The 17787-nt window shown below is 69.3% G+C and carries 16 protein-coding genes; 7 read left to right on the top strand and 9 right to left on the bottom strand.

Annotated elements, in window-relative coordinates; all coding sequences use genetic code 11:
• Positions 1 to 208: 208 nt before the first annotated feature.
• On the bottom strand, positions 209 to 1621 hold the full coding sequence (locus tag J8I82_RS07290; protein WP_209755827.1) for a heavy metal sensor histidine kinase: 1413 nt from the start codon (positions 1619 to 1621) through the stop codon (positions 209 to 211).
• Positions 1618 to 2310, bottom strand: a complete 693-nt coding sequence (locus tag J8I82_RS07285) for a heavy metal response regulator transcription factor (protein WP_209755826.1) — start codon at positions 2308 to 2310, stop codon at positions 1618 to 1620. Before J8I82_RS07285 ends, J8I82_RS07290 begins: the two co-directional genes overlap by 4 nt.
• 157 nt (positions 2311 to 2467) lie before the next feature.
• Here J8I82_RS07285 and J8I82_RS07280 point away from each other — a divergent pair, with 157 nt between their 5' ends.
• Genes J8I82_RS07280 through copD form a run of 4 tightly spaced genes read left to right on the top strand, consistent with a single transcriptional unit; the run spans position 2468 to position 6763 of the window.
• Positions 2468 to 4354: a copper resistance system multicopper oxidase gene (locus tag J8I82_RS07280; RefSeq protein ID WP_245179515.1), complete on the top strand. Its 1887-nt coding sequence runs from the start codon at positions 2468 to 2470 to the stop codon at positions 4352 to 4354.
• Between the two features lie 8 nt (positions 4355 to 4362).
• On the top strand, positions 4363 to 5397 hold the full coding sequence (locus J8I82_RS07275) for a copper resistance protein B (RefSeq protein ID WP_209755823.1): 1035 nt from the start codon (positions 4363 to 4365) through the stop codon (positions 5395 to 5397).
• Between the two features lie 43 nt (positions 5398 to 5440).
• Positions 5441 to 5827, top strand: coding sequence for a copper homeostasis periplasmic binding protein CopC (gene copC / locus J8I82_RS07270; RefSeq protein WP_209755821.1), 387 nt, complete (start codon positions 5441 to 5443; stop codon positions 5825 to 5827).
• Positions 5828 to 5836: 9 nt separating this feature from the next.
• Complete coding sequence (copD, locus tag J8I82_RS07265; RefSeq protein ID WP_209755819.1) at positions 5837 to 6763, top strand: copper homeostasis membrane protein CopD; 927 nt, start codon at positions 5837 to 5839, stop codon at positions 6761 to 6763.
• A gap of 90 nt (positions 6764 to 6853) precedes the next feature.
• Here the strand turns inward: copD and J8I82_RS07260 are convergent, their stop codons facing one another.
• The 3 genes from J8I82_RS07260 to J8I82_RS07250 form a co-directional block, all read right to left on the bottom strand.
• Positions 6854 to 7366: a DUF6644 family protein gene (locus J8I82_RS07260; RefSeq protein WP_209755817.1), complete on the bottom strand. Its 513-nt coding sequence runs from the start codon at positions 7364 to 7366 to the stop codon at positions 6854 to 6856.
• 15 nt (positions 7367 to 7381) lie between these two features.
• Entirely contained in the window at positions 7382 to 7744 is a 363-nt protein-coding gene (locus J8I82_RS07255) for a DUF6152 family protein (RefSeq protein WP_209755815.1), read from the bottom strand.
• Positions 7745 to 7857: 113 nt separating this feature from the next.
• Positions 7858 to 9183: a tetratricopeptide repeat protein gene (locus J8I82_RS07250; protein ID WP_209755813.1), complete on the bottom strand. Its 1326-nt coding sequence runs from the start codon at positions 9181 to 9183 to the stop codon at positions 7858 to 7860.
• A gap of 218 nt (positions 9184 to 9401) precedes the next feature.
• On the opposite strand from J8I82_RS07250, the gene J8I82_RS07245 reads away from it, so the two are divergent.
• Positions 9402 to 9872, top strand: a complete 471-nt coding sequence (locus tag J8I82_RS07245) for an FKBP-type peptidyl-prolyl cis-trans isomerase (RefSeq protein ID WP_209755811.1) — start codon at positions 9402 to 9404, stop codon at positions 9870 to 9872.
• 19 nt (positions 9873 to 9891) lie between these two features.
• On the opposite strand, the gene J8I82_RS07240 is transcribed toward J8I82_RS07245, so the two are convergent.
• The gene (locus J8I82_RS07240; protein WP_209755809.1) at positions 9892 to 10701 is read right to left on the bottom strand and encodes an MlaA family lipoprotein; all 810 of its coding nucleotides are present in this window, start codon (positions 10699 to 10701) and stop codon (positions 9892 to 9894) included.
• 2 nt (positions 10702 to 10703) lie between these two features.
• Positions 10704 to 13346, bottom strand: coding sequence for a hopanoid transporter HpnN (gene hpnN, locus J8I82_RS07235; protein WP_209755806.1), 2643 nt, complete (start codon positions 13344 to 13346; stop codon positions 10704 to 10706).
• Positions 13347 to 13548: 202 nt separating this feature from the next.
• Here hpnN and J8I82_RS07230 point away from each other — a divergent pair, with 202 nt between their 5' ends.
• A complete protein-coding gene (locus J8I82_RS07230) occupies positions 13549 to 14181 on the top strand; it encodes an MlaC/ttg2D family ABC transporter substrate-binding protein (RefSeq protein WP_209755805.1) in 633 nt (210 codons plus the stop codon).
• A 131-nt stretch (positions 14182 to 14312) separates the two neighbouring features.
• On the opposite strand, the gene hpnH is transcribed toward J8I82_RS07230, so the two are convergent.
• Both hpnH and ispH read right to left on the bottom strand, forming a co-directional pair.
• The gene (gene hpnH / locus J8I82_RS07225) at positions 14313 to 15488 is read right to left on the bottom strand and encodes an adenosyl-hopene transferase HpnH (RefSeq protein WP_209755803.1); all 1176 of its coding nucleotides are present in this window, start codon (positions 15486 to 15488) and stop codon (positions 14313 to 14315) included.
• A gap of 21 nt (positions 15489 to 15509) precedes the next feature.
• The gene (gene ispH / locus J8I82_RS07220; RefSeq protein WP_209755801.1) at positions 15510 to 16535 is read right to left on the bottom strand and encodes a 4-hydroxy-3-methylbut-2-enyl diphosphate reductase; all 1026 of its coding nucleotides are present in this window, start codon (positions 16533 to 16535) and stop codon (positions 15510 to 15512) included.
• 233 nt (positions 16536 to 16768) lie between these two features.
• Here ispH and hpnA point away from each other — a divergent pair, with 233 nt between their 5' ends.
• Positions 16769 to 17773: a hopanoid-associated sugar epimerase gene (gene hpnA / locus J8I82_RS07215; protein ID WP_209755799.1), complete on the top strand. Its 1005-nt coding sequence runs from the start codon at positions 16769 to 16771 to the stop codon at positions 17771 to 17773.
• The last annotated feature ends 14 nt before the right edge of the window (positions 17774 to 17787 follow it).

The raw sequence follows: 17787 nt of genomic DNA, 5'->3' as shown, positions 1-17787 counted from the left end.
GCGGGCCAGAGCAGCGCGGGTCGGAGCACTGCAGGTCGGTGCAGCGCGGCGTCCGCCGACACAATTGTTGCCATTCAACCAGTCCGGAATTGCGTAGCATCGGACCGCCGCTGGAGCCGCATCCGGCGGTCTTTGCGCCCTTGCCAGCTTCCCCCAACGGCCTTACTGGCTCGGGCGTTTTTTTCGCGCGCCGTGCGGCCTGCAGGCATCACACTTGCGCGGTGTCCGGTTCGCGCCGAGCGCGGAACGTCAGCACGAAGCGCGTCCTGCCCGCGGCCGATTCGGCGGCGATGGCACCGCCGTGCGCGGCCATGATCGCCTGCGTGATCGCCAGGCCCAGCCCGGTGCCGTCCGAATCCGGACGCGCGCGCGATTTGTCGGCGCGCGAAAAGCGGTCGAACAGCGATGGCAGGAAGTCGGGCGGAATGGTTTCGCCTTCGTTTTCGACCACGATATCCAGCGCCTGCGCACCCTCCTGCGCGTCGGCGCGCGACACGATCGTCACCATGATCGCCTTGCCCGCTGTGGCGTGCCGCAGCGCGTTGGACAGCACGTTGCTGAGCGCGCGCCGCACCATCAGCCGGTCGCCGGTGATGCGGCCGCTGCCGCGCTGCCGCAGCTGCACGCCCTTGTCCTCGGCCAGCGCATCGTAGAAGTCGAACAGCGCGGCGACTTCCTGCTCGACCGCGATGGGCTCGGCGCTGGGCAGCGTGATGCCGTGTTCCATCTTGGCCAGGAACAGCATGTCGGACACCATGCGCGAGAGCCGCTGCAGCTCCTCGGCGTTGGACGCCAGCACCTCGCGATACTTGGCCGCATCGCGCGGCTGCGACAGCACCACATCGGTCTGCGTCATCAGGTTGGTGATCGGTGTGCGCAACTCATGCGCGAGGTCCGACGAGAATTCCGACAGGCGCCTGAAGTCGTCCTGCAGCCGTGCGAGCATGGCGTTGAGCGTGGCGGCCAGGTCGGCCATTTCCACCGGCACCGCTTCCACCGGCATGCGCTCGTCGAGCTTGTGCGCGGTGACCGCGCGCGCGCGCGATGCCATCGTGCGCAGCGGCGCCAGCCCGCGCCGCGCCGCCCACCAGCCCAGCAACCCGCTGGCCAGCGCCGCGAGCGCGGTGTAGAAAGCCAGCGACCGGCGGAACGCCTGCATGAAGTGAGCATGCTGCGCGGTGTCCATGCCGACCACGATGCGCAGCGCGCCGGCACCCGGCACCTGCGCCACGGCGCGCAAGCCGCGGTAGGCCTGCCCGCGCTGCTCCCAGGCGAAGGTATCGCGATCCGCCGGCAGCGCTGCTGCGGTGGCCTGCGCGGGGCCGAAATCGAAACCGTGCGTTGCGTACACGCGTTGGCCATCTGCGTTGCGCACCTCGGCGATGAAGCCGGGATGGTGCTCCAGCGCCTGTCCCAGCCGCTGCGGCAGCGACGCCATCGGGCCTTCGGCCGCGATCTTGCGTACCAGGCGCACGTTGTCGTCAAGCACGGCATAGTCCTCGTCGGCGAAATGGCTGTCCATCGCCAGCCAGATCAGCACGCCCAGCCCCAGCAGCACCGCCGCCGACGACAGCGAAAACAGGATCGTGAGCCGCGCCGTCAGCGACAGCCCGGCCTTCATGCCGCATCCTCCGGGTCGGGCGCCTCCAGCACATAGCCCATGCCGCGCACGGTCTGGATCAGCCGGGGCTCGAAGCCGTCATCGATCTTGGCGCGCAGGCGGCGGATGGCCACGTCGATCACGTTGCTGTCGCTGTCGAAGTTCATGTCCCACACCTGCGAGGCGATCAGCGAGCGCGGCAGCACTTCGCCGCGACGCCGCGCCAGCAGCTCGAGCAGCGCGAACTCCTTGCTGGTCAGCGTGATGCGGCGCCCGGCCCGGGTGGCGCGCCGGCGGCCCAGGTCGAGCACGAGATCGGCCACCTGGATCCGGTCGAGCGCCATCTGCGCGGCGCCGCGCCGCAGCAGGGTGCGTACGCGCGCCAGCAGTTCGGAGAAGGCGAACGGCTTGACCAGATAGTCGTCAGCGCCGAGCTCCAGGCCCCTGACGCGGTCGGCCACGCTGTCGCGCGCGGTCAGGAACAGCACCGGCACGGCGTTTTCGGCCGCACGCAGAGCCTGCACGATGCGCCAGCCGTCCATGTCCGGCAGCATCACGTCGAGGATGACGAGGTCGTAGGGCTCGGTCATGGCCAGGTGCTGGCCGTCCAGCCCGTTGTGCACCAGGTCGACGACAAAGCCCGCTTCCGTCAGGCCCTGGCGAAGGTATTCCCCAGTCTTGGACTCGTCTTCCACTACCAGCAGCTTCATCGGCCCGGATTCCTTGTATTCGATGGTTGCGGCAACTCTACGCGCGCGCGGCGCGCGTGAACATGACCGGAAGATTACCGGATTGTCATGTTCCGGTCAGGCGAGGGTAGGGTGGCGCTGGCTACGCTTGCCTTGCCTTGATCGACACCTTGAAGCCATGCGACGCCACCGACCTACGGGCCTCTTGCTGCCCACGCCTCCCGACTTGCCACGCCGCCGTTTCGTCCAGGGACTGGTGGCCGGCGGCGTGGTCGCCGGGCTGGCGGGGTTTGGCGGCGCCAGCGCGCTGGCCAGCACGCCCGACCGCGCCACCGCCGCCGCCGCGGCGGCAGGAACCGCGCCGGTGCTGCGCGGCACCGAATTCGACCTCGTGATCGGCGAGTCGCTGGTCAACTTCACCGGCAAGCCGATGGTGGCGACCACCATCAACGGCATGCTGCCGGGCCCGACGCTGCGCTGGCGCGAAGGCGACACCGTCACCATCCGCGTCACCAACCGGCTGCGCGAGGCGACCTCGATCCACTGGCACGGCATCATCCTGCCGTTCGGGATGGACGGCGTGCCGGGCATCAGCTTTGCCGGCATCGCCCCGGGCGAGACCTTCACCTATCGCTTCAAGGTGGCGCAGCAGGGCAGCTACTGGTACCACTCGCACTCCGGCTTCCAGGAAATGACCGGGGTCTACGGCGGCATCGTCATCGACCCGGCCGCGGGTCGCGAGCACGGACACGCCGACCGCGACTACACCGTGCTGCTGTCCGACTGGACCGACGAAGACCCGATGCGGGTGCTGACCAAGCTCAAGGTGCAGAGCGACTACTACAACTACAACCAGCCGACCGCCGTCGACTTCTTCCGCGACGCGGCACGCGACGGGTTAAAGCAGGCGCTGGACAAGCGCCGCATGTGGAACCAGATGCGGATGAGCCCGACCGATCTCGCGGACTTGTCCGGCGCCACGCTGACCTACCTGACCAACGGCGTCACGCCGGCCGGCAACTGGACCGGGCTGTTCCGCCGCGGCGAAACCGTGCGGCTGCGCTTTATCAACGGCTCGGGCAATACGTTCTATGACGTGCGCATCCCGGGTCTGAAGCTGCGCGTGGTGCAGGCCGACGGGCAGGACCTGGAGCCGGTCACCGTCGACGAGTTCCGCTTCGGCCCCGGCGAGACCTGCGACGTCGTGGTCGCGCCGCAGGACGACGCCTACACCGTCTTCGCGCAGGCGATGGACCGCACCGGTTATGCGCGCGGCACGCTGGCCGTGCGCGAAGGACTGTCGGCACCCGTGCCCGCGCTGGACAAGCCGCAGTGGCTGACCATGACTGACATGATGGGCGACATGGGTGGCGGGGGTGGCATGGGCCATGGCAGTGCGCATGGCATGGACCACGGCAGCATGCATGGCATGGCAGCGACGAACCATGGCGCGATGCCGGGCATGGACCACCAGCACGGCATGGATCACAGCCAGCACGGCATGGCGGCGATGCCGGCCGAGCCGTCGCTCAAGGTGCCGAGCAAGGTCGCGCGCCACGCCCGCACCGAGTATGGCGCCGGCACCGACATGCGCGTCGACATGGCGCGCACCAACCTCGACGATCCCGGCATCGGACTGCGCAACAACGGCCGGCGCGTGCTGACGCTGGCCGACCAGCACACTGTCGGCGGCCCGATGGATCCGCGCGGCGCGGGCCGCGAAGTCGAACTGCACCTGACCGGCAACATGGAACGCTACACGTGGTCGTTCGACGGCGTGGAGTTCGGCAAATCGACGCCGATCTATTTCAAGTACGGAGAGCGGCTGCGCGTGATCCTGCACAACGACACCATGATGACCCACCCCATGCACCTGCATGGCATGTGGAGCGAACTGGAAGCGCCGGACGGCAGCTTCCAGGCGCGGCGCCACACCATCCCCGTGCAGCCGGCGCAGCGCATCAGCTTCCTTGTCACCGCCGATGCGCTGGGACGCTGGGCCTGGCATTGCCACCTGATGATGCATATGGATGCGGGCATGTTCCGCGAAGTGGTGGTGGCGTGATGACGGCAATGAAGAAGATTCCGCGTTCGCCGGCCAGGCCCGCCACCCGCGTCGTGGCCGCCGTGCTGGTATTGGCTGCGATGGGCACAGCGTCGGCGCAGGATCCGCATGCGGGCCACCAGGGCCATCAAGGCCAGCAGGCGCAGCAGGAGCACCAGGGTCATGGTGTGCCGGCGCAAATCGCCTCCCCGATGCAAGGCATGGAGCCGATGCAGCCCATGGAGGCGATGCAGCCCATGGAACCTATGCAGCCGATGCAGCAATCCGGTGCGATGGATCACGGCGACATGGAGGTGCAGGGGGGCAGCGCCCCGCCCGATGCGCGCGATCCGCACGCGTACTCCGGCGGCTACCAGCTCGGCACCGGCAAGTACGCGCTGGGCGACAAGCGCCAGTTGGTGATGGCCGACGAACACCTGTTCGCCTCCGTGCTGGTCGACCGGCTTGAGTGGGCCCATGCCAGCGGTGAAAATGCCGCGGCCTACGAGGTGCAGGCGTGGTTCGGCAACAGCTACGACAAGCTCGTGCTGAAGGCCGAGGGCGAGGCTGCGAAGGGAAAGGTGCATGACGCCCGCACGGAACTGCTCTGGGGTCATGCCGTGGCCAGCTACTGGGATACCCAGCTGGGCCTGCGCAACGATGCCGGCAGCGGCCGCCCCGCGCGCAACTGGCTGGCATTCGGCATCCAGGGGCTGGCGCCGTACTGGTTCGAGGTCGACGCCACCGCCTACGTCGGCACCAGCGGCCGCACCGCGTTGCGGCTTGCTGCCGAGTACGAGCTGCTGCTGACGCAGCGCCTGATCCTGCAGCCGCGCATCGAGGCGAGCCTGTACGGCAAGAACGACCCCGAGACCGGGATCGGCAGCGGCCTGTCCAGCGGCACCGTGGGCGTGCGCCTGCGCTATGAGATCAGCCGGCAGTTCGCGCCGTATGTCGGCGTCGAGCGCTACCAGGCCTTCGGCAACACGGCGGACATGATCCGTACGTCCGGCGGCCGCGCCGGCGAGACGCGCTTCGTGGCCGGCGTGCGCATGTGGTTCTGAACGGGCGCCACCTTTTTTCCCATTACCAATACGGAGCAGAACCATGCGAATCAAGCGCCCCCTGATCGCCACCATAGCCGCCGCGGCCGCCGCGCTGGCCAGCAGCGCGGCCCTCGCGCATCCGAGGCTGGTCACGTCCTCGCCCGCCGACAAGGCCGAGGTGGCAGCGCCGCAGAAGATCGAGCTGACCTTCTCGGAAGACCTCGTCACGCAGTTTTCCGGCGCCAACCTGGTGATGACCGGCATGCCCGGCATGGCCAGCCATGCGCCGATGAAGATGGCAGCCAGGGTATCCGCCAGCAGCGACCCCAAGGCCATGGTGATCACGCCGGCGCAGCCGCTGCCGGCGGGCAGCTACCGCGTCGAATGGCGCGCCGTGTCGGCCGATACGCATCCCGTCACCGGCAATTTCTCCTTCACCGTCAAGTGATGGCGGGCCATGGACTGGCTCGCCGTGGTGCTGCGCCTGGCGCTCTATGTCGTCCTGGGCCTGGCGTTCGGCCTGCCGCTGTTCTGCCTGGCTGCGCTGCGGCGCGATGAACACGGTGCCCGGTTCGCCGCGCAGTGCCGGGCCATTGCGCTGGGTTGCGCGCTGGCCGGCACCGCGCTGTCGCTGGCCGGGCTGTTGGTGATGGCCAGGACGATGAGCGGCGCGGCGTCGTACTCCGCATTGGACCGCGATGTCTTCGGCATGCTCCTGACCGGCACGGCGTACGGCATGGCCTGGTCGGTGCGCGTGGCGGCGCTGGTGCTGTGCCTGCCAGGGGCGCTGGCGCTGCGCGCCCGGCCTGTCGCGCAGGCCGTATTGCTGGCGATGCTGTCGGCGGTGGCGCTGGCATCGCTGCCCTGGGGCGGCCACGGCGCGATGAGCGAGGGCATCGGCCACTACGTGCACCTGGCTGCCGACGCGGCGCACTTGCTTGCCGCGGGCGCATGGGCTGGTGCGCTGGCCGCGTTCGTGCTGCTGTCGCGGGCACGGCCGGGATCCGATCCTGCCGCGCTGTCGCTGCTCAGCCGCACGGCCAATGGTTTTGCCCGTATCGGCACCGGCATTGTCGTCACGCTGGTGCTGACCGGCGCGCTGAACTATGGCTTCGTCGTCGGTCCGGTCCTGCCGGACATGTCGCCAACGGCGTACGGCGGCTTGCTGGCCGCCAAGCTGGCGCTTTTCCTGGGGACGCTGGCGCTGGCTGCCGCCAATCGCTTCCGCCACGCGCCGCGGCTGGAGCAGGACTTGCGCACGGAAGGGCAGCCAGCCATGGCGGCGCGCGCGCTGCGGCGCAGCGTGGCGCTGGAAGCGGTGGCGGGTACCGCGGTGCTGGCGCTGGTCGCGGCGCTGGGCACGCTTTCGCCAGTACCGGGATAACCGGGCTGAGCGGCGGTCGGACAATTCGCGGGCGGTTGCAGGGCGGCATCCGCGATCCGTGTTCCCGCGCCAGCCGGCGCGCGGAGCGCCTCAAACGTAGGCGATCAGGCGGCCGGCACAGATCACCAGCACCCACATCACCACCGACACGATCGCACTGAGGCGCGCACCGGCCGGCGGCGCGCGCTCCACGTCCCAGCCGAGCCGGCTGTCATGCAGCCGCCGGTACGGCACGGTGTGGAACCACGCGACGTTCAGCAGCGCCAGCGCGACCAGGCACAGCTTGGCGAGAAAGGCGGGATTGGTGGCCAGCTCGTCCGCATGCGCCATGAACAGCAGCACGCCGCTGGCGGCGACGGCAATAAAGGCCGTTACCGTGAACGGCAGTGCATGGCGCAGCAGCAGGCTGACCGGCAGCTGGCGCCCGAGCCCGGCCAGGCGCATGTCGACCACAACGATGGAGCCGAACAGCAGCGCCATGCCGGCGAGATGGACGATTTCCACCGCCGGGTAGGCCCACGCGGAGGCGCGCAACGATGCCGAGAACGGCAGCCGTGCCAGCCCGGCGGCCCATTCGCTCCATTGCGCCAGCAGTGCCGCCATCGCGCGCGTGGCGAATCAGCGCAGTTCGACGGTCTTGCCGTCCACCGTGATGCGCTCGGCGCGCAGCTCGTCGGCCTTTTCCTTGCTGGCATAGCCGACCAGCGTGACCTCGCGGCCCACGGCGACCTTGTCGGCGGTGGCGCCGCGGGCTTCCATGCGCGACACCGGCGCGAGGATGGCCAGCCAGCGCTTGCCGCTCGCATCGATGCGGATATGCGCGTGCGGGTTCTCGTAATGGCTCTCGACGATCTTGCCGGTCAGCGTCAGGGGCTTGGTCTCGTCGTAGGTCGACCAGCCGTGGTGGGCCAGGGCAGGTACACCGGCCAGCGCCAGCGTGGCGCTGGCGACGAGCATCAGCGAGCGGAAGCGGTTCGGCATGGGGCGGTCTCCGGTCAGGTGCGGGGTCGGGGCGGGGGTCAGATGCAGGCAGGTGCAGTCTGGGGCGAGCCAGGTGCAGTATAGGCGGCGCTGGAGCGCCTCGCTGTGACGCGTCATGGCCGGCAGCTGTCCGCGCGCTGCACCAGCCGGTGCAGGCTCGGGCTCATGGGCTTGAGCGCGGCACGCTCGGCCGTCAGCGCAATGGCCAGGTTGCGGCGGCCGGCACGCAGCGCCGACTCGAGCAGCGTCAGGCCGATCACGTCGCGCTGCGCATGGCTGCCACCGAAGCGATGGGCGATCAGCCGCACCGGCAGCAGCAGGTCGATCGCGCCCGCGTAATCGCGCTGCTCGAACGCAATCAGCGCATCGGCCAGCGGCAGGCCTACGTCGCGCGCCATCATGGCGTTGGTGCCGTTGCCCAGCGCGGCGCGCTCGAGCGCGGCACGCAGCTGGTCGACGGCCGCCGGCCGGTGCGCGCCCAGGCTCGCCATCACCGCATGGACGTCGTTGAAGGCGTAGTAGCCGGCCGCGCCGCGGCCCAGCCAGTCGTCCGCCACCGGCTGCCAGCGCGTGCCCACATCCACGCCGCGCAGGTGCAGCCGCCACAGCAGCGCGGAGGCATCCACCAGGTCCAGCGCGATCGCCGGCGCCGGGCGGCTGATCTCGCGGTCGTACAGCGCCAGCACGTCATCGGTGTTGCCTGCTTCGAGCTGGAACAATGCCAGGTGCCACCAGTTGTGCACAGCCAGCATGTTGTCCTCGGACCAGTCATCGCGGCGTGCGTTCAGCCAGGCGATGCCGTCGTCCAGCCGGCCCTGCATCTCCATCACGTGCGCCACCGCGTGCACGGCCCACGGGTCGCGCGGGTTCAGTTCCAGCGCGCGCCGGCCGCTTTCCTCGGCGCGGCCGTAGAGCTGGGTTTCTTCCAGCCCGAACGCATGCATGCCGAGCAGGTAGCCGTAGCCCGGCATGCCCTCGTCCCAGTGCGGCAGCACCTGCGCGACGCGGTCGCGCAGCATCGAACTCTGCCCCAGCAAAAAGTCGCCCAGGTGCGCCACCTGGATCGCCAGCAGGTCGCGTGGATAGTCGACCACGATATCGCCGTACAGCCGCAGCGAGCGCTCAAACTCGCCGTCCAGCCATGCGCGCGCGGCACCCAGGTGGCGCCGCTCGCGTTCGTTCAGCCTGCCAAGCGCCTCGCCGGCTTCCACGCTGTGGCGCAGCATGGGCTCGGCGGTGCCGTCGCCGGCGGTCAGCATCAGGCCCGCGCGCAACGCATGACCCATGGCGAAGCCGGGATCGGCGTCGAGCGCGGCGTCGATGACGCCGAGCGGGTCGCCATAGTAGCCGTTCAGCAGTCGCAATGCCGTCTCGTACAGCTCGACCGAACGCGCGTTTTGGGTGGTGACCGCGAGATCCCTTGAGTCCGTCAATGCCATGGCATCCTCCATGCGGCCCGGCCGCGCCGGGACTGTCAGAATCATCGTAGACCGCAAAACGGGGCATGCAACGGGACACGTGTCGCAATCCGGCGCATACGCCGAATACGCCGCATGGCACGGCCCGCCTGTGCGCCATCGGGCGCTGGCGGGCCGGGCGGGGTGCCGGACTCAGTTACACTGCCGCATCCAATCACGACAATACGATGGCCTTTCCCATGAAAACTCTCGCGCTTTTTGTCGGCTCCATTGTCGGTTCCCTGAGCCTGGCCTGTGCCGCCGGCTCTGCCATGGCGGCGGCTCCGGCGGCTTCCGCGCCGGCCGCCCCTGCCGCCCCTGCCGCTCCTGCGGCGCCGCAGACGCTGCCTTCGGGCATGACCATCCAGCACCTGGTCAAGGGCACCGGCGCTTCGCCCAAGGCCACCGACACGGTGCAGGTCCACTACCGCGGCACCCTCGCCGACGGCACCGAGTTCGACAGCTCATACAAGCGCGGCCAGCCGATCTCGTTCCCGCTCAACCGCGTGATCCCGTGCTGGACCGAAGGTGTGCAGGCGATGCAGGTGGGCGGCAAGGCCAAGCTGACCTGCCCGGCCTCGACTGCCTACGGCGCCCGCGGCGTGCCGGGCACGATCCCGCCGAACGCGGCCCTGACTTTCGAGGTGGTGCTGCTGGGTATCGGCAGCTGATCCGTGCGCCGGCGCCGCCTCAGCGCGGCGCCGGCGCAGCGGCTGGCGCGGCAGGCTTGCTATCCTTGTAGTCACCCTTGTCCTTGCCGTCCGCGTTGTCCTCGTCGTCCTCGCCATAGTCGGGCAGCGCCGTGCTTTCCCCCAGCAGGTAGCGCCTGCGCTGCAGGTACGCGTCGCGCACGAACGCATACTTGTCCAGCGCCGCCAGCGACAGCAGGTCGGTCGCGCCCAGCAGGTTGGTGCGCACGTCGACCACGTTGGCGGCAAACAGCGAATTCCGTACCGCCGGTTCGGCATAGGTGATGGGATCGAACTGGAAATTCACATACAGGCCAATGCCGTCGCGGAACGAACTCGGGCCGAACAGTGGCAGCACCAGGTACGGCCCCGACGGCACGCCCCACGTGCCCAGCGTCAGCCCGAAATCCTGCGAACGCTTTTCCAGGCCGGCCGGCGTGGCGATATCGATCAGCCCGCCCAGCCCAAGCACGGAATTGACCGCGACCCGCATAAAGCTCTCGGCCGCCGCCACGCCCTTGCCCTGCAGCAGGTTGTTGGTAAAGTTGCCGACGTCGGCGAGATTCGAGAAGAAGTTGGTGACGGCGTTGCGCACGGGCTCCGGCGTGACCGCCTTGTAGCCCTGCGCGACCGGCTTGGCCACGTACTGGTCGAGCTTGTCGTTGACCGTGAACACGGCGCGGTTCATCGGTTCGAGCGGATCGTCGGGGTTGGCCTGTGAGCCGGTGGCGCATCCCGCGAGCAGCGTCGCGGCAGTGGCAGCGCTGGCAAGGGACAAGGCAGGCGAACGCGGGCGGCGGTGTGAAAGCATCGTCAGGGGGAAGGCACGGCGGGATTGTCGTGGCCGGGATGCGCCTCTTCGCGCGGGCGGCCCATCAGGATCGGCTGGAAGAACACCGCGCCCACCAGCGTGCACGCCAGCGCCAGTGCCAGCAGCTTGCCCATGCTGGCCGTGCCGGGATGGTGTGACAGCCACAGGCTGCCGAACGCTGTGGCAGTGGTGGCGGCGCTGTACAGCACCGCATGGGTCAGGCTCGACTGCAGCAGCTTGGTCTTGCCGTGCCGCCAGGCGATCACGTAGTAGATCTTGAAGGCCACGCCGATGCCCAGCAGCAACGGCAGCGCGATCACGTTGGCGAAGTTCAGCGCAATGCCGAACAACACGCACAGCTCCAGCGTGACGATGGCCGACACCAGCAGCGGCACCAGCGTGCGCAGCACGTCGCCGAAGCGGCGCAGCGTGATCCACAGCAGCAGCGTGATTGACAGCACCGCCCAGGCGCCGGCTTGCCCGAACGCCGTCATGATGGTGTCGGCCGAACCGCGCACGGCGATCGGCCCGCCGGTGGCGGCAGGTTCCACGCGCTGCACCGCGGCGAGAAAGCGGTCCAGCGCGGCCTCGCGTTGCGCGCTGCCGGCCGGCGGCAGCTTCGGGCTGACGCTGACCAGCGCGCGGCCATCGGGCGTGACCCAGTCGTGCACCAGTTCACGCGGCAGCGTTTCGCGGCTGACCAGCTGCGGGCCGAGCGCGAGCCTGAGCCGGGCCAGCGCCAGTTGCAGCGGCAGCGCGATCGCGCGCTCGGCGCGGTCGCGCGTGGCCGCGTTGGCGCCGGCGAGATTCTTCAGCGTGGCCGACAGGTGCGCGGCTTCGGCCGCGCCTGGGCCGGGATGCTCGTCGGCGGCAATGGCAAGCTGGCGCGCCGCATTGCGCAGCGCATTGACGCGGGCGGTGTCGTTCGCGGGCGTGGCGGTGGGCTGCGTCAGCGCCGGCATCAGCGCGGCCGAAGCCTGCGCGAGCGCCTGCAGCTTGGGCGGCTGGTCATCGGGGATAAAGCTCTGCAGCGTGACCGCGCGCGCCACCTCCGGCAAGGCCGCAAGCCGGGCGGCGCTGTCGCGCGCCGCCTGCAGCGACGGCGCCAGCACGCTGACGTCCTCGGTGCCGGCCTGCGGCGCATCCTTCAGCGCCAGCAGCGTCGCCATCGATTCCGATTGCGGGTCTTTCAGGTGCAGCGGATCGAAATCGAAACGCAGGCCCGGTAGCAGCGGTGCGCCGGCGAGGATGGCCAGCAGCGTCACCAGCAGCACCGGCTTGCGGTAGCGCTCGAAGAACAGGTCCGCCGGCGCCAGCCAGGCAAAGCCGGGCGCCTCGGCTTCGCCGCCTGGCCGCAGCACGCAGATCAGCGCCGGCAGCAGCGTGAAGGTGGTGGCGAACGCGACCATCATGCCCACGCCGGCGATCAGGCCCAGCTCGGCCACGCCGCGGTAATCGGTTGGCAGGAAGCAGAAGAACGCTGCCGCGGTCGCGGCCGCGGCCAGCGCCAGCGGCGCGCCGACCGCGTGCGCGGCCATTGCCAGCGCCTCGACCACGTGGTCGCAGCCATGGCGCTCGGCGCGGTAGCGCACGCCGAACTGGATGCCGAAGTCCACGCCGAGGCCGACGAACAGCACCGCGAACGCCACCGAGATCATGTTCAGCGCGCCCACCATGGCCAGTCCCAGCGCCGCGGTGATCAGCAGCCCGGCGAACAGGCTTGCCAGCACGGCCACGATCAGCCGCGCCGAACGCAGCGCCAGCCACAGGATCAGCACCACCACCAGCACGGTCAGCGCCCCGTTGAGCATGGCGCCGTCGCTGACCGAGGCAAATTCATCATCGGCGAGCGCCTGCGGGCCGGTCAGCCGTACCGTCGTCTGGTAGCGCTGCGCCAGCTGCAGGTCGGCGGCCGCCTGCCGGATCGCGCGCGAGGCCGCGGCGCCGGCCTGCAGGTCGCTGTAGTCGAGCACCGGACTCACGGCGACGTAGCTGTAGGCATGGCCGTCCGGGCCGGGCTTGAGGCTGTCGTTGACCAGTCCGGCCCACGACAGTGCCGCGGGCTTGCCGGCCAGTACCTGGTCCAGTGCCTGCGCGCTGCTGCCGAGCAGCTTCGCCATGTCGCCAAGCTTGACCTGGCCCAGCTGCAACGGCAGCGTCAGCGCGGTGGTGAGGGTATCGGAGAGGCCACGCAGCGTGGGGTCGTGCGCCAGCGCGCTGACCAGCGAGCGCGCCTGCACGAGTTGCTGCGACAACTGTCGGACTTCGTCGGGACTCGCGAACAGCAGCCCGTTGCGCGCGAAGAACGCTCCTCCGCCAGGCTGGCTGACGGCGGTGAAGCTCGCCGGCTGGCGGCGCAGCGCCTCGGCCAGCGCGTCGGCGGCGGCATCGGCCAGCTCCGTCGCGGGCGCCCGGACCACCGCCAGGATCAGCTGGCTGCGTTGCGGGAAGGCGGCGTCGATGGTGGCATTGCGTTGTGCCCACGGTGCGTCAGATTCGAGCAGGCGGCCGATGTCGGTATTGATCGCGAAGTTGCGCGCCACGTAGACGCCGCTCGCCGTGCTCAGCACTGCCGCCAGCATGATGACCCGCCAGGGCAAGGCCGTGGCGAGCCGGACGATGCGTGTCAGCAGCGAAGTCAGCATGGGCGGGTCCGGAAGGAGCACGAACCGCGAGTATATCGGCTGGCGGGGTGGCACATGCGGCATGCCGGGGGGGCATTGGGGCCGGCGTGTTCCGCTATACTGGCCGCGTGCCTTCCAACCGCACTTGCCACCGCACTATCCCACCGCGCCTGACAGCTATGCGCCGCACGCGCGGCCACACTGTCCCTCCTGCACGAGATCCATGAAGAGCTACGGTTTGCTTCCCCTGGTGCCGCTTGCGGCGGTGGTCATGGTTGCAACGGCGCACGCCCAGGCGGTCCAGCCCGGCGCCAGCCCCGAGAAGCTGGTGCAGGCGGTGGTTGAAGGCGTGGTCGGCACGATCCAGTCCAACCCGGACACGCGCGCCGGCGACCTCGGCAAGATCACCGCGGTCGTGCGCAAGCAGTTCCTGCCTTATGCCGATTTCCGGCGCACCACGCGGCTGGCGGTCGGCAGCGCCTGGCGCAGCGCGACGCCCGAGCAGCAGAAGCAGCTCTACGAGCAGTTCGAGACGCTGCTGGTGCGCAGCTATGCGGTATCGCTGGCGCAGCTGCGCGAGCAGAACGTCAGGTTCCGCTACCAGCCGTCCAGGGCCGGCAGCGACGCCTCCGACGTGGTGGTGCAGACGCGCGTCATCAGCAACGCCGACGAGATGCAGATCGACTACCGGCTGCAGCGCACTGCCGCCGGCTGGCGCATCTATGACATCAACATGATGGGCGCGTGGCTGATCGAGGTGTATCGCAAGCAGTTCGCCGATATCGTCGCGCGCGGCGGCGTGGATGGACTGGTGAACTATTTGACCACCCACAACGCCCGGCAGAACGCCAACTAGGCGTTGCGCCGCGCACCCGCGGCGACAGCAGTGCCAGTTCGCCGGCGTGGCGGTAGCGCGCATCGACTGGGGCGATGGCCTCGCCCGACACCCCCGCCGGGTTGGCGGCGAGCATGGCACGGGGCCCGGGATCAGTGCGTGGCGGCGGCGCCGTTGGCCTTGGCTGCCTGCCGGCCCCGATTGGCGGGCGGATTTGCGCGCTGGATTTCCTCCAGCTTGATCTCGACGTGGCGCGAGAACACGAATTCCGCCGGTCGCTGCCGGTCCAGCGCGATGTCGGGCGCCATCGGCCCGCTGGTGCGCACGCCGCGCAGGCTGACGCCCAGCGCCTTGAGCGGATGGGCGAAGGTATCCGCCACCGCGGTGGCCTCGTAGCCGCTGTGCACCATGCAGTCGGCGCACTTCTCGTAGTTGCCGGTGCCGTAGGCGTCCCAGTCGGTCTCGTCCATCAGCTCGCGGAAGGTCTTGGCATATCCCTCGCCGACGAGGTAGCACGGCCGCTGCCAGCCGAACACCGTGCGCGCCGGGTTGCCCCACGGCGTGCAGTGGTAGGTCTGGTTGCCGGCCAGGAAGTCGAGGAACAGCGTCGACTGGCTGAAGGCCCAGTTCTTGCCGGCGCGGCCGCGGCCGAGGATGTCGCGGAACAGCTGCCGGGTCTTGCCGCGGTTCAGGAAATGCTGCTGGTCGGGCGCGCGCTCATAGGCATAGCCCGGCGATACGGTGATGCCGTCCACGCCCAGCGCCTTGACCGAGTCGAAGAAACTGGCCACGCGCCCGGGCTCGGCATCGTTGAACAGCGTGCAGTTGATATTGACGCGGAAGCCGCGTTCCTTGGCCTGCCGGATCGCCGCCACGGCCCGGTCGTAGACGCCTTCCTGGCATACCGAGCGGTCGTGCATCTCGCGGTCGCCGTCCAGGTGCACCGACCAGATGAAGTACGGGCTGGGCTGGTACTGGTCCAGCTTCTTCTCCATCAGCAGGGCATTGGTGCACAGGTAGACAAAGCGGCGCCGGGCGATGATGCCCTGCACGATCTCGGGCATGTCCTTGTGCAGCAGCGGTTCGCCGCCGGCGATCGAGACCACCGGCGCGCCGCATTCGTCGACCGCCTCAAGGCATTCCTGCACCGACAGGCGCTGGTTCAGGATGGGATCGGGGTAGTCGATCTTGCCGCAGCCCGAGCAGGCCAGGTTGCAGCGGAACAGCGGTTCCAGCATCAGCGCGAGCGGATAGCGTTTCTGCCGCGACAAATGCTTGCCGACGATGTAGGCGCCCACGCGGGCGACCTGCAGGAGCGGGATGGCCAAGGCAGCTTCCTCTGTTTGGGTTCAGCCGGCGATATTCTCGTTGGTGCCGGCAGCGGCAGGCGCGGTCTCGGCCTCGGAGCGGGCGGCGGCCTTGCCAGCCTTGCGTGGCGCGGCGGACGGCCTGACGTCGACCAGTTCGGCGGGCAGGCGGAATTCGGCATGCTCCTCGCGCCCGGCCATGGTGGTGACCTCGACCGGGCCCAGCTTGCGCAACGCGGCGATCACGTCCTCGACCATTTCTTCGGGGGCCGAGGCGCCGGCGGTGATGCCGACCACGTTGGCATCGCGCACCCAGGCCGGGTCCAGTTCGCTGCCGTCGGCGATCAGGTAGCTGGGCACGCCGCTTTCGGTGCCGATCTCGCGCAGGCGGTTGGAGTTGGAGCTGTTGGTCGCGCCGATCACCAGGATGACGTCGGCCAGCTTGCACAGGTCGCGCACGGCGCTCTGGCGGTTTTGCGTGGCGTAGCAGATGTCGCGCGTATCGGGGCCGACCAGGTTGCTGAAGCGGCGGGCCAGCGCGGCGATGATATTGCGGGTGTCGTCCACGCTCAGCGTGGTCTGCGTGACGTAGGCCACCGGCGTTTCGGGCGGCAGGTCGAGCTGCTCGACCTCGGCTTCGTTCTGCACCAGGATCACCTTGCCCGGGATCTGGCCCATGGTGCCTTCCACCTCGGGATGGCCGGCATGGCCAATCAGGATCACGGTGCGCCCGCTGGCAGCGTACTGGCGGCCCTGGGTATGGACCTTGATCACCAGCGGGCAGGTGGCGTCGATGGCATGCAGCTGGCGCTGGCTGGCGTCGGCGACCACCGCGCGGGAAACGCCGTGCGCACTGAAGATGGTCACGGCGTTGGCCGGGACTTCGTCGAGTTCTTCGACAAAACGCGCGCCTTTTTCCTTCAACCCCTCCACTACGTGCTTGTTGTGCACAATCTCATGCCGCACGAACACCGGCGCGCCGTGCTTGACGAGGGCGCGGTCGACGATCTCGATCGCCCGCACCACGCCGGCACAGAAGCCGCGGGGCTGAGCCAGAATCACCTGCATAGAGTAGACCCCCTGACCCTTTGCAACGGGTTTCAGCGATTGGGATGGCAGGATTTGCGATCCACGATCCGGCGCCGCACCGGAGATTCATCAGGATCACATTTCCGTCTCACGATGGTTACTATATACCCGACACGCGCGCTTTGTCTGGCAGCCCCGCCGGCCGGCGGGGCGGACCACGAGCGCTGCCGGCCGCCTTTGCGGCGCTTGTGCCTCACCGGGAAAACGGCTTTATGACGAGAAACGATGACGTGCTGGTGACGGGGGCCTCGGGTTTCCTCGGGTCCGCTGTAGCGCGGCAGGCGCTGGCGCGGGGTTTCAGCGTGCGCGTGCTGGTACGACCGCAGAGCCCGCGCACCAACCTGGCCGGCCTGCCGGTGACAGTGGCCGAAGGCGACATGCGCGATGCCGCCGCCGTGGCCGCCGCGCTGCAGGGCGTGCGCTACCTGTTCCACGTTGCCGCTGACTACCGGCTGTGGGCGCCCGATCCTGAGGAGATCGTACGCACCAACGTCGATGGCACGCTGGCGGTGATGGAGGCCGCGCAGGGCGCCGGCGTCGAGCGCGTGATCTATACCAGCAGCGTCGCCACGCTGCGCGTCGCCGGCGCGCTCGCGCCGGTGGACGAAACCGCGATGCTGCATCCGCACGAGGCCATCGGCGCCTACAAGCGCAGCAAGGTGCTGGCCGAACGCGTGGTGGAAAGGCTGGTGGCCGAGCGCGGCCTGCCCGCGGTGATCGTCAACCCGTCGACGCCGATCGGACCGCGCGACGTCCGGCCCACGCCGACCGGCCGCATCATCGTCGAGGCGGCGACCGGCAAGATCCCGGCCTTTGTCGACACCGGGCTGAACCTGGCCCATGTGGACGACGTTGCCGAGGGCCATTTCCTGGCGCTGGAGCGCGGCCGCATCGGCGAGCGCTACATCCTGGGCGGTGACGACGTGATGCTGCAGCAGATGCTTGGCGATATCGCCGAGCTGTGCGGTCGGCGTCCGCCTGCCATGCAACTGCCGCGCTGGCCGCTGTATCCGCTGGCGCGTGCGGCGGAAGCGGCGGCGCGGGTGACCGGCAAGGAGCCGTTGATTACGGTTGACGGGCTCAACATGTCGCGGTACCGGATGTTCTTTACCTCGGACAAGGCGCGCCAGCAGTTGGGCTATGCGCCGCGCCCCTATCGCGAAGGGCTGAGCGATGCGCTGGCGTGGTTCCGCACGCAGGGGTATCTGGGGAAGTGAGCCGCAAATGAGCG

Source organism: Cupriavidus consociatus (genome assembly GCF_017814975.1).
GTDB lineage: Bacteria > Pseudomonadota > Gammaproteobacteria > Burkholderiales > Burkholderiaceae > Cupriavidus > Cupriavidus consociatus.
This window is presented reverse-complemented; position numbering and strand designations above follow the sequence as displayed.

Bases quoted from the DNA above. Each gene is read 5' to 3' on its own strand.
- J8I82_RS07250 (WP_209755813.1), bottom strand. From the start codon at position 9,183: ATGGCATTGACGGACTCAAGGGATCTCGCGGTCACCACCCAAAACGCG.
- J8I82_RS07285 (WP_209755826.1), bottom strand. From the start codon at position 2,310: ATGAAGCTGCTGGTAGTGGAAGACGAGTCCAAGACTGGGGAATACCTT.
- J8I82_RS07260 (WP_209755817.1), bottom strand. From the start codon at position 7,366: ATGGCGGCACTGCTGGCGCAATGGAGCGAATGGGCCGCCGGGCTGGCA.
- J8I82_RS07240 (WP_209755809.1), bottom strand. From the start codon at position 10,701: ATGCTTTCACACCGCCGCCCGCGTTCGCCTGCCTTGTCCCTTGCCAGC.
- copD (WP_209755819.1), top strand. From the start codon at position 5,837: ATGGACTGGCTCGCCGTGGTGCTGCGCCTGGCGCTCTATGTCGTCCTG.
- J8I82_RS07230 (WP_209755805.1), top strand. From the start codon at position 13,549: ATGAAGAGCTACGGTTTGCTTCCCCTGGTGCCGCTTGCGGCGGTGGTC.
- hpnN (WP_209755806.1), bottom strand. From the start codon at position 13,346: ATGCTGACTTCGCTGCTGACACGCATCGTCCGGCTCGCCACGGCCTTG.
- J8I82_RS07275 (WP_209755823.1), top strand. From the start codon at position 4,363: ATGAAGAAGATTCCGCGTTCGCCGGCCAGGCCCGCCACCCGCGTCGTG.
- ispH (WP_209755801.1), bottom strand. From the start codon at position 16,535: ATGCAGGTGATTCTGGCTCAGCCCCGCGGCTTCTGTGCCGGCGTGGTG.
- hpnA (WP_209755799.1), top strand. From the start codon at position 16,769: ATGACGAGAAACGATGACGTGCTGGTGACGGGGGCCTCGGGTTTCCTC.
- J8I82_RS07255 (WP_209755815.1), bottom strand. From the start codon at position 7,744: ATGCCGAACCGCTTCCGCTCGCTGATGCTCGTCGCCAGCGCCACGCTG.
- J8I82_RS07245 (WP_209755811.1), top strand. From the start codon at position 9,402: ATGAAAACTCTCGCGCTTTTTGTCGGCTCCATTGTCGGTTCCCTGAGC.
- J8I82_RS07280 (WP_245179515.1), top strand. From the start codon at position 2,468: ATGCGACGCCACCGACCTACGGGCCTCTTGCTGCCCACGCCTCCCGAC.
- J8I82_RS07290 (WP_209755827.1), bottom strand. From the start codon at position 1,621: ATGAAGGCCGGGCTGTCGCTGACGGCGCGGCTCACGATCCTGTTTTCG.
- copC (WP_209755821.1), top strand. From the start codon at position 5,441: ATGCGAATCAAGCGCCCCCTGATCGCCACCATAGCCGCCGCGGCCGCC.